Here is a 10,238-nt window from a genome sequence, read left to right on the forward strand (position 1 = left end):
AAATGCTAAACAATAAAAAAAATTGTGTTGAATTAGCCATATCACAAAATTGTATTGAGGTATTTTCGCATTTTGCTCATTTGCCTTACGCCATTTTATTAGATTCGGGTGATAGTGATCACATAAACAGTCGTTTTGACATTATTGCGATTGCCCCCCAGAGCACCCTTGAAGTCGAAAATAATCAAAGCGTTTTTAATAACCAGCCAAACATAAAAAGCTGCTTTGAAATAATGAATAATGAACTGGCAAAGTTAGACAGCACTAAAGCCGCCAACAACTTACCTTTTAATGGTGGCTGGCTGGGTTATTTTGGCTATGACTTAGGCCGTACTATAGAGCAACTACCAAGCAGCGCTTTACACGACATAAATTTACCGCAAATGGCGGTTGGACTTTACCTTGATGCACTGATTTACGATAAACAACTGCGCACGTGGTTTTATGTTTCGCAGCCCAATGCAGACCGCCTTTGGCTATATCAGCAATATTTAGCGCAACCACCTAAACACGAGAGCTTTTCGCTTACATCACCGTGGCAGTCAAATATGAGTCAGACTAGCTATAGCGAAAAGTTTGCCGCGATTGAAGAATACCTAAAAAGTGGTGACTGCTATCAAATTAACTTAGCGCAGCGTTTTAGCGCACATTACCAAGGCTCGCCTTGGAGCGCCTATGTTAAATTAACTCAGGCTAATAAAGCGCCTTTTTCTAGTTTTATTAATCATCCTCAGGGCGCTATTTTATCAATCTCACCCGAGCGTTTTATTGCAGTACACGACAATAAAGTAGAAACAAAACCCATTAAAGGGACTTTACCTCGCAAAGAAGATGCCCTTGAGGATGCAAAACAAGCAACCTTACTGGCAAATTCAAGTAAAGACCGCGCTGAAAATGTAATGATAGTAGACCTGCTACGAAATGATTTAGGTAAAGTCGCAAAATCGGGCTCTGTTGTTGTACCTTCTTTATTTGCTATTGAAAGCTTTCCGGCAGTACACCATTTGGTAAGTACAGTTACATCCATCCTTGATGAAGGAAAAACAGCAGTCGATCAACTTGAAGCTGCATTTCCCGGTGGTTCAATTACAGGCGCACCAAAAGTGCGCGCAATGGAAATAATAGAAGAGCTGGAGCCGCACAGACGCAGCATTTATTGTGGTTCTATTGGCTATATTAGCGCCTGCGGTAATATGGATACCAGTATTACTATTAGAACTTTAGTTACACATCAACAAAAAATACACTGCTGGGCTGGCGGTGGCATTGTTGCTGATTCAAAAGTCGAATTGGAATATCAAGAAACTTACGATAAAGTAAATAAAATACTCCCTATATTAAATGAGGGTCGCTTTGAATAGTGAAACCATTTCGGCTCGTTTTCAATTAAACCGCAGTTTAGCTGTGGATCAGCTCAAAGATAATAAAAAAAAGCGCGCCAGTGCAGTGATGCTACCTTTGATTGATATTGATAATGAAGCACATGTTTTATTGTGTAAGCGGCCAACCTATTTACATCACCACCCTGGGGAGATTTGTTTACCAGGTGGTAAATTTGAAATTAATGATGTTAACCTGCGGACCACGGCACTGCGTGAATTACACGAGGAGCTAAACATTGCCCCGCAAAATATCCATGTGTTAGGTCAGTTACCTGAATATTCAACCCTGACCGGATTTACTATACGCCCCTTTGTAGGCTTAATTAAAAAAGAAACAGTGTGGGAAAACGACCACAACGAAGTGCAAGCTAGCTTTTTACTCTCTATAAAAGCGCTGAATAACGCGGCTAACTGGCAACCTTTGCCATTTGAACGAGGTGGAAAAATCATTACCTTAAATGGCTTTATCACCCCACATGGGCTTTTGTGGGGAGCCACAGCCAGCATTATTAAAAACTTTACAAAACAACTCGCCATACCAGTTTAAATCTTTACTAATAAGGGTTACACACCTGCGTTTCCACGTTATTATAGTCGACCGTTCAAAGAACAGCTTAATGCTGAGAAAACTAAGTAGAGACACACATTATGATCAGTGCATTTGATATGTTTAGCATTGGTATTGGCCCTTCATCGTCACATACCGTTGGCCCAATGCGTGCATCACGCTTATTTGTTAATGACCTAAACGAGCAACAACTATTAGCAAATGTGACCGATGTAAAAGTAGAGCTTTACGGCTCACTGGGCCAAACAGGTGTTGGCCACGGTTCGGGAAAAGCAGTAATACTTGGCTTAGCCGGTTATGATCCTGAAACCATTGATGCCGATTTAGTGGATGACATACTCGCTAAAATTGAAAAAGAACAGGTTATTTACCTAAACCAAACTCACAAAGCTAAATTCCCTAAGCAGGGCGCGATTGTTTTTCATCGCAGAAAGACACTCCCTAAACATTCCAACGCAATGGAAATTATTGCCTATAACAATGGCGAAAAAGTATATAGCAAAGTTTACTACTCTATTGGTGGCGGATTTATTGTTACGGATGAAGAGTTTGAAAAAGAAAAACAAGCCGCTTTAGATATCCGTGAAGAAAACCCAGCCCCGTTCCCGTTTGGCTCGGCTAAAGAATTACTCGAAATGTGTAAAGAGTCGGGTTACAGCGTATCAACGTTAATGATGAAAAACGAAAAAACGTTACGCAGTGAAGAAGCCATTAAAGATGAGCTATTTAATATTTGGCAAGTAATGAAAGCCTGTATTGAGCGAGGTATGCGCACCGAAGGTATTTTACCTGGCGGATTAAAAGTAAAACGCCGTGCGCCAAGCTTATATTTAAAGCTTAATGTAGAAGTCAGTAACGATCCACTGCGCGCCATGGACTGGGTTGATTTATTCGCATTAGCTGTAAACGAAGAAAATGCAGCCGGAGGACGTGTAGTAACTGCCCCCACAAATGGCGCAGCCGGAATTTTACCTGCAGTATTAATGTATTATCATACTTTTATTAAAGAAGTAGACCGTGATATTGCTACCCGCTACTTATTAACTGCCGCTGCAATAGGCATTTTATATAAAAAGAATGCCTCTATTTCTGGTGCTGAAGTGGGTTGCCAAGGCGAAGTCGGTGTTGCTTGTTCAATGGCCGCAGGCGCACTTACTGAAATTGTTGGTGGTAACGTTGTACACGTAGAAAATGCCGCTGAAATTGGTATGGAACATAACTTAGGGTTAACCTGTGACCCTGTTGGCGGCTTAGTGCAAGTCCCCTGTATTGAACGTAATGCAATGGGCGCTATTAAAGCAATTAATGCGTCGCGCCTTGCTATACGCGGTAGTGGTGAGCAAAAAGTATCGCTGGATAAAGTAATAAAAACCATGCTCGATACGGGTAACGATATGAAAACAAAATACAAAGAAACCGCTCGCGGTGGACTGGCCGTTAATATTATCGAGTGCTAATTAACCTGAACTCTGGTTAAGAGATTTACTAACATATTGAATCAAAATGATATTTATGTTTATTTTCTCAAGCTAGAGATTTTTAGTGAAAACAAGGCGAAATTACGCGTCAATAGCTAGCCTATTGCAAGTAAATTCAACGCAGTTAACGCTGAAAATAGCTGCTTAAGATGGATTTATTATCCACAGTTCAGGTTAATTACATAGCACAAAAAAAGCCGCTTAGTTGCAAAACTAAGCGGCTTCTCATTGCTGTTTATGGCGGTTACTTAACCGGCAATTCAATATCAGTAAATAACTTATCAACATCTTCTTGATTTCGCAGTAAACTCGCACGCTCTACTCGCTCTTTAGTTAAATGCGGTGCAAAACGTTCGATAAAGTCATACATGTAGGTGCGTAAAAAGCTGCCCTTTCTAAAACCAATTTTAGTCGTGCTCGCCTCAAATAAATGGCTAGCATCAATGCACACTAAGTCGCTGTCGTTTACCTGATCAATTGCCATAGATGCAACCACACCCACACCTAGCCCTAAACGCACATACGTTTTAATGACATCGGCATCGGTGGCAGTAAATACAATATGTGGCTCTAATCCGTAAGCATTAAATGCTTTGTCGAGCTCCGAACGACCTGTAAAGCCAAATACGTAAGTAATGAGTGGGTATTGGGCTATATCAGCCACTGTTAAATTATCCACTTTTTTCGCAAGGGGATGATCTTTAGCAACCACAATACTACGATTCCAATGGTAGCAAGGCAGCATTACTAAATCTGAATATAAATGAAGCGCTTCTGTGGCAATGGCAAAGTCAGCATCACCGCGAGCGGCTGCATCAGAAATTTGCTGTGGTGTACCTTGATGCATATGCAGTGATACCGCAGGGTATTTTTGAGTAAAGCCTTTAATTACACTCGGTAACGCATACCGTGCTTGTGTATGCGTGGTAGCAATATTAAGTTTGCCTTGATCCGGTAAAGTATGTTCATTCGCAACCGCTTTAATACCCTCAACTTTTGAGAGTATTTCGCGTGATATGTTAATGATTTCCTCGCCAGCGCCTGTAACATGAGTTAAATGCTTACCACTGCGGCCAAAAATTTGTACACCGAGCTCATCTTCTAACATACGTACTTGCTTAGAAATACCAGGCTGGGAGGTAAATAAACTCTCAGCCGTAGCTGAAACATTTAATTTATGATTTTGAACTTCTACGATATATCTAAGTTGTTGTAATTTCATGGCTATGTAGTTTCGTTATAATTCACATTGACAGATAAAAGCGCACCCTAACTATAGGTAGCTATATAAAAGGCTGATTAATGTTACATAATATAACAATTAATTTGTTGAAATTTCAGGTTAACACAATAAATAAACTTGAGGTAGCAATGATTATCAGCAATCGAAACATAACATATTAAGATTTAAACGCTTTATGGTGACGCTTTTTTCAGTTAATCTGAGCAAAGTTTCCCACCTTTTATATATTTAATGTAAGATTAGATAATAAGGTTAAGAATTTGAGAATTATAACATGATAGTTTCCATTATAATTGTATTAATTGTTGCACTTATAGTCATTGCACTATCGGTTAGTGCTGTTCAGCAACACAAAGAAAAACAAGAAGCTGAACGACGCAAAGAGTTAACAAAACAAAAAGCAATCATTGAAGAAACCGAAGAAGCATTAATGAATAGCGCCAACATTCCACTTTCAGAGGCAACTCAGCGAATATTACAACGACGAATTCATGATGCGCTCAGTCAAATGGTGTCTATTTCAAGCGGAGGTAGTGGACTAAAAAACCGCTTAAAAGAAGCAAAAGAGCGACTACAAAACCCAATTCAAGACGGTTCAGATGGCTTTGTATTACCAGGTAACGACAAACAACTGATATCGCTGATACAAGGCATTAAAAAGTTACGCACTATTATTCGTTCTGAGCATAATAAAGGCAAAGTAGACAGCCAGGTATTTATTGCAGAAGACAAAAGCCTTGAAAAGCTACACTTAAGAATCAACATTGAAAGCCAAATAAAACGAGGGTTATCAGCGCAAACAGCTGGAATGATAGGCTCTGCTAGGCAGTACTTTGAAAAAGCAGCTGCCACACTTAACAGTGTTTCATTTAATGACGATTACATTACGGCAAAACGAGCTGAAGTTGAAGGCTACCTTGAAACGATAAGTAATGAACTCAAGGCATCAAATGCTACATCATTGAAGAAAAAGAACGAACAAGAGCAAGATGATTTAGACGTATTATTTGCACCTAAAAAGAAATGGTAACTCCTTTCTAAATAAAAAAGCCCATGCAGTTGCATGGGCTTTTTTTGAATAGGATTTTGCCCCACTTTGTGTTTACATACTAGGACATATACATATTCTAACAAGCTGCCTGCATTAAGATAAAAATGCGAACTTAACAATAAACAAGGCAGTTAAAATCCAAACACTAATGCTTACCTGATCTTTTTTGCCACACAGCACTTTTACCGCCGTATAAGAAATAAAACCAAGTGCAATACCGTGTGCAATTGAGAACGTCAGCGGTGTCATTAATAATACAACACTCACCGGAATTGCATCAGTCATGTCGTCCCAATTTACAAACTTTAAGTTTTGTAGCATCAATACAGATACATATAAAATAGCTCCCGCGGTTGCGTATGCAGGCACCATTTGAGCTAAAGGCGCAAAAAACATCATCAGTAAAAAGCAGCAACCCACAACCACAGCGGTCAAACCAGTTCGACCACCAACAGATACACCTGCAACAGACTCAATGTATGACGTGGTTGTTGAAGTACCGAGCATTGCACCTGCAATGGTAGCTGTGCTGTCAGCGCTTAATGCACGACCTAAACGCGGCATATTACCGTTTTTATCTGCTAAACCAGCTTTCTGAGTTACCGCAACTAACGTGCCTGAGGTATCAAACAAATCAACGAATAAAAACGCAAAAATAACACTCAACATCGACAGTTCAAACGCGGCACTAAAGTCCAGCTGCATAAAGGTCGGCATGATAGAAGGTGGCATTGCAATAACACCATGATACTCCACTAACCCCATAGACACAGCAATCGCGGTGACTAGTAAAATACTGATCAGCACGCCACTTTTAAAATCGCGATAAAGCAGTGCAGCAATAACAAAAAAGCTGAAAATAGCCAATAAAGGACCAGGCGAGGTAATATCACCCAACTGCACCAGTGTTGCAGGACTTGATACAATAATACCGGCACTTTTAAGTGCGATGAGAGCTAAAAATGCGCCAATACCCGTTGCTATTGCTTGCTTGAGCACCAGAGGGATTGCATTAATAATCCACTCTCGCACCTTAAATAAGCTTAGAATTAAAAATATACACCCTGACATAAATACCGCACCCAACGCAGCTTGCCAGCTATAACCCATACCTAATACAACACCATAGGTAAAAAATGCATTTAATCCCATACCCGGTGCCAATGCCAGTGGGTAATTGGCCCACAAACCCATAATAAAACACCCTATTGCAGCTGCAATACAGGTGGCAACAAAGGCAGCACCTTGGTCCATACCCGCTTCAGCAAGCATAGCTGGGTTAACGAATACGATATAAACCATCGTAATAAATGTAGTCATACCGGCAATACATTCACGGCGAACCGAAGAATCATTTGCACGGATTTTGAATAAGGCTTCGAGCATAATAAACTTGTGGTTGTAAAAAGTGGCGAGATTTTAGCATAAAAATAACTTTTTAGAGGACATTTTACCTTGCTATATACTAAACTAGCTAAGTGATTAAAATAACAAACGAAGTAGCATGATCAAAACGACACCAAGTGGCCAAGACTTAGAGCAACAATTAGACAACATTCTTTCTTTTGTAACGCAACCAAGCGATGCAAATCTCCCTGCGAGCTCTAAAAACACCGATCAAGACACATTAAATAAAGCCCTTTATTACCTTAAAAATGAACAAAGCGCATTAGCCGCAAAATGGATGCGTTTGGCAGCAATGGCAGGAAATTATCGCGCGCAGTTTTATTTAGGGCTGTTTTTTATAAAAGGACAAGGTGTGCCGCAAAGTGTATTTCATGGTGCTGCGTGGCTTAGCTTAGCCGGTAGTCAAGGCTATGAACCTGCCATAGAAGCAATGAGCGATATACGAAAACATATTAGTACCAAACGACTTAAAGATGCTCAATGCTACGCAGCCAGCCTGTATGAACAAATTCACCAGTTACAATTCTCACATTTGATCCCTCCTAGTAGCGAAAAATAATTTCACTGCCCAGCAACTCATTCCATCTGTAAATTAATTAAGCATTTATAGCCAAAACAAGCACGCTTAATTAATTTAAACTACTGTATACCCCCTGTTCATCTGTATTTATTTGTTCCCAGCCTTAAAATTAATTCTGTGGGCATTAACTTTCAATAAAAATTAAACCATTGTTATATATAGATTATTTATATATTTATAGTAACTATCGCGTTTTAAGATAAATAACTGTACAAAAAAATAGCAAAAAAACACTTGCACCAAACAACTGTATAAACTACTGTATGAATGTACTGTATAAAAACCCAGTGAGTGAGAAGATTATGTTACAGCCAATTACCGTAAGAACAGTTAAAAGCTATCAACAAGATGACCAATCAGATTGTGTTAACGTTGTACAAATTGAAGATGAAATTTCAGCAACGTTTGAGTTATTAAAAGTATTACACCAATACAACAGCCTAAACGCATGGACACTGTTAATAGCACCAGATAACGTACCGAGCAAAGCGCTACTTGATTCATGCTCAATTGATACCAGTAAATTACTGGTTATTCGTCAAAAACATTTAGTTAATTTAGAGTATGTTTTAAATTCTGCACTTCACAATGGAAATTTTGCGGCGGTGATCACCTGGACTGACATAATAAATAACCAACAACTGTCGCAGTTATCATTAAACTTGAGCCATACGCGCACTAAGTTGTATTGCTTTAGCAAAAAAAGCGCTCATTCTGAGATTTCACTTACGCAATAAGCTTGATAAACTAGCGTTTTAATACACAGTACATTTATCATGACTTCTAACGCCCTATTATGTTTTTGTGGCAGTCAGCAACCTTATGCTGATTGCTGCGAGCCTTTTCATTTAAAAACCAAACAGCCACACACACCAGAGCAACTTATGCGTGCACGCTACAGTGCTTATGCTGTTAAAAACGCGGTTTTTGTTCGTGAAAGTTATGCAAAAGAAAAACAAGCTGAAAACTCAATTTCAGAAATTAAAGATTTTGCAAATAATTGCCGTTTTATAAACTTAACCATATTAGACTCTGGTTATAATGATGAAACAGGGTTTGTTACATTTAAAGCTCACTACTTTTATCAAGATTTATATTGCGAGTTGGCAGAAAATTCAAGGTTTATTAAAGAAGATGGACAATGGCGATACCTTGATGGTGAGATTACACCGGTTGCCGATATTAAAGTAAAACGCAATGATACGTGCCCTTGCGGCAGTAATAAAAAGTATAAAAAGTGTCATAGTGTATAAATAACAGCTACAAAAAATGGGCCACAAGGCCCATTTTCAAAAACTACACTAAACGCAAATTAGCGTTTTACTCGCCATCATCTTCATCGAAATCTTGACGCTGTGCAGGTCTTGCTAAAATCTCTAAGTAAAAAGAAGTTAAACCTTGCTTTTCAATTTCACTGATGTGATTGTTAATTTCAGCAACGTGAACCACTTTGGCTTCTTCAACCGTGTTACCAAACTTACAATCAAATGCCCAGTAGTCGGCATCAACAGGTAAAGTTTTATTACGTTCTCTTTTCAAATATTTTTTCACTTCATGCTTTGCAGCATCAACCATACGAGGGTATTTGATTTTCTCATGATTCAGCGTGAATGTTTTCTTCATTACGTTCCTAATTACCTTGGTTTAATGATAATGGCATTTAATGTCATACCATTTGCGCCATTATAGCAATTGCATTTAAATTTTGGATGCTTTTTTTATATTAAATCAGTTATTAAAATAAAGCATCTATAAAATCAATAGTTACTTTCTACTATAAACACAGTTTATTACAATCAAATGGCATGTATAAAGCAGCAATTGAACACATATAATTAGGCACTAAACAAATGTAATGGCTGGTGGATAGCTTCATTTTGTAAATCTTCATAAAATGCCACCGCATCCATTTGAGGGTTTGATAGCTCGGTGTTGGTATTTTGAATTCGTCGACGGACTGCTAGTTCACAGTTATCAATGACAGTCAGTGGAATGTGGTTTTTATCATCACGAATATTAAATGGCTCAGGCTTTAAGCACTGAGTTAACTTTATATCACTCATCCCTACAGCGCTTCCCATTTTTGCTAAAAGCTCTGTGTTATTTTTACCAATTAACATATTAAAGGTATCTGGCGCTAATGGCTGCTTTGGACCTGCGCCAAATTGTTTACGCAAAGCATCTTCATCAGCTTGATAATGCTTAGTGTCACTTTTGGGTAGGTGGAATTCACTAAAATCGAGTGCATCGTGAGAGAGCATTGCTAATAAAAGTGCAAACTCGCCTCGGCGGTTTTCGTGCACACTTTCGTTAAGCCTCGTTTTTAACTGGCTCTCCGTGATTAACAAATCACCAATCTGCATAGACTTTAGCCTATTTAACTAATTAATAAGTATTTATCGGCTAAATTTGAATTTTCTTTAGCTTTTTTCTTTACTTAAATAAGAAGTTTGCTATTATCTGCCGCGTTGCATTGGAGGGGTTCCCGAGCGGCCAAAGGGATCAGACTGTAAATCTGACGGCTCAGCC

The 10,238-nt window shown here is 38.9% G+C and carries 11 protein-coding genes; 7 read left to right on the forward strand and 4 right to left on the reverse strand.

Annotated elements, in window-relative coordinates:
- The first annotated feature begins 2 nt into the window (after window positions 1–2).
- From pabB to QMA00_RS09360, 3 genes are all read left to right on the forward strand, one after another.
- Window positions 3–1,361 (forward strand): aminodeoxychorismate synthase component I, encoded by a 1,359-nt coding sequence (gene pabB, locus QMA00_RS09350; protein ID WP_262976471.1) that lies wholly within the window; start codon window positions 3–5, stop codon window positions 1,359–1,361.
- The gene (locus tag QMA00_RS09355) at window positions 1,354–1,929 is read left to right on the forward strand and encodes a CoA pyrophosphatase (RefSeq protein ID WP_262976472.1); all 576 of its coding nucleotides are present in this window, start codon (window positions 1,354–1,356) and stop codon (window positions 1,927–1,929) included. Before pabB ends, QMA00_RS09355 begins: the two co-directional genes overlap by 8 nt.
- 101 nt (window positions 1,930–2,030) lie before the next feature.
- Complete coding sequence (locus tag QMA00_RS09360; RefSeq protein ID WP_008112780.1) at window positions 2,031–3,407, forward strand: L-serine ammonia-lyase; 1,377 nt, start codon at window positions 2,031–2,033, stop codon at window positions 3,405–3,407.
- A 265-nt stretch (window positions 3,408–3,672) separates the two neighbouring features.
- Here the strand turns inward: QMA00_RS09360 and cysB are convergent, their stop codons facing one another.
- Entirely contained in the window at window positions 3,673–4,650 is a 978-nt protein-coding gene (cysB, locus tag QMA00_RS09365; protein ID WP_008112782.1) for an HTH-type transcriptional regulator CysB, read from the reverse strand.
- Between the two features lie 295 nt (window positions 4,651–4,945).
- Here cysB and QMA00_RS09370 point away from each other — a divergent pair, with 295 nt between their 5' ends.
- The gene (locus tag QMA00_RS09370) at window positions 4,946–5,701 is read left to right on the forward strand and encodes a hypothetical protein (protein ID WP_290156927.1); all 756 of its coding nucleotides are present in this window, start codon (window positions 4,946–4,948) and stop codon (window positions 5,699–5,701) included.
- A 114-nt stretch (window positions 5,702–5,815) separates the two neighbouring features.
- Here QMA00_RS09370 and QMA00_RS09375 read toward each other — a convergent pair whose 3' ends face one another.
- Window positions 5,816–7,108 (reverse strand): NCS2 family permease, encoded by a 1,293-nt coding sequence (locus tag QMA00_RS09375; protein ID WP_008113045.1) that lies wholly within the window; start codon window positions 7,106–7,108, stop codon window positions 5,816–5,818.
- Window positions 7,109–7,226: 118 nt separating this feature from the next.
- Between QMA00_RS09375 and QMA00_RS09380 the strand changes: the two genes are divergently transcribed.
- The 3 genes from QMA00_RS09380 (at window position 7,227) to QMA00_RS09390 (ending at window position 8,962) form a co-directional block, all read left to right on the forward strand.
- Window positions 7,227–7,688 (forward strand): sel1 repeat family protein, encoded by a 462-nt coding sequence (locus tag QMA00_RS09380; RefSeq protein WP_138627514.1) that lies wholly within the window; start codon window positions 7,227–7,229, stop codon window positions 7,686–7,688.
- Window positions 7,689–8,011: 323 nt separating this feature from the next.
- Window positions 8,012–8,446 (forward strand): SulA-like leucine-rich domain-containing protein, encoded by a 435-nt coding sequence (locus tag QMA00_RS09385; protein WP_036982260.1) that lies wholly within the window; start codon window positions 8,012–8,014, stop codon window positions 8,444–8,446.
- A 39-nt stretch (window positions 8,447–8,485) separates the two neighbouring features.
- Entirely contained in the window at window positions 8,486–8,962 is a 477-nt protein-coding gene (locus QMA00_RS09390; RefSeq protein WP_214552620.1) for a YchJ family protein, read from the forward strand.
- A gap of 67 nt (window positions 8,963–9,029) precedes the next feature.
- Here the strand turns inward: QMA00_RS09390 and QMA00_RS09395 are convergent, their stop codons facing one another.
- Window positions 9,030–9,332, reverse strand: a complete 303-nt coding sequence (locus QMA00_RS09395) for a DUF6172 family protein (protein WP_290156930.1) — start codon at window positions 9,330–9,332, stop codon at window positions 9,030–9,032.
- A 212-nt stretch (window positions 9,333–9,544) separates the two neighbouring features.
- The gene (locus QMA00_RS09400; RefSeq protein WP_290156931.1) at window positions 9,545–10,072 is read right to left on the reverse strand and encodes a VC2046/SO_2500 family protein; all 528 of its coding nucleotides are present in this window, start codon (window positions 10,070–10,072) and stop codon (window positions 9,545–9,547) included.
- Between the last annotated feature and the right edge of the window lie 166 nt (window positions 10,073–10,238).

This window comes from Pseudoalteromonas sp. APC 3694 (assembly GCF_030407565.1).
Lineage (GTDB): Bacteria > Pseudomonadota > Gammaproteobacteria > Enterobacterales > Alteromonadaceae > Pseudoalteromonas > Pseudoalteromonas tetraodonis.

Excerpts from the sequence above, each read along its gene's own strand:
- QMA00_RS09385 (WP_036982260.1), top strand. The coding sequence starts at position 8,012 with ATGTTACAGCCAATTACCGTAAGAACAGTTAAAAGCTATCAACAAGAT.
- QMA00_RS09390 (WP_214552620.1), top strand. The coding sequence starts at position 8,486 with ATGACTTCTAACGCCCTATTATGTTTTTGTGGCAGTCAGCAACCTTAT.
- QMA00_RS09395 (WP_290156930.1), bottom strand. The coding sequence starts at position 9,332 with ATGAAGAAAACATTCACGCTGAATCATGAGAAAATCAAATACCCTCGT.
- QMA00_RS09400 (WP_290156931.1), bottom strand. The coding sequence starts at position 10,072 with ATGCAGATTGGTGATTTGTTAATCACGGAGAGCCAGTTAAAAACGAGG.
- pabB (WP_262976471.1), top strand. The coding sequence starts at position 3 with ATGCTAAACAATAAAAAAAATTGTGTTGAATTAGCCATATCACAAAAT.
- QMA00_RS09375 (WP_008113045.1), bottom strand. The coding sequence starts at position 7,108 with ATGCTCGAAGCCTTATTCAAAATCCGTGCAAATGATTCTTCGGTTCGC.
- QMA00_RS09360 (WP_008112780.1), top strand. The coding sequence starts at position 2,031 with ATGATCAGTGCATTTGATATGTTTAGCATTGGTATTGGCCCTTCATCG.
- QMA00_RS09370 (WP_290156927.1), top strand. The coding sequence starts at position 4,946 with ATGATAGTTTCCATTATAATTGTATTAATTGTTGCACTTATAGTCATT.
- cysB (WP_008112782.1), bottom strand. The coding sequence starts at position 4,650 with ATGAAATTACAACAACTTAGATATATCGTAGAAGTTCAAAATCATAAA.
- QMA00_RS09380 (WP_138627514.1), top strand. The coding sequence starts at position 7,227 with ATGATCAAAACGACACCAAGTGGCCAAGACTTAGAGCAACAATTAGAC.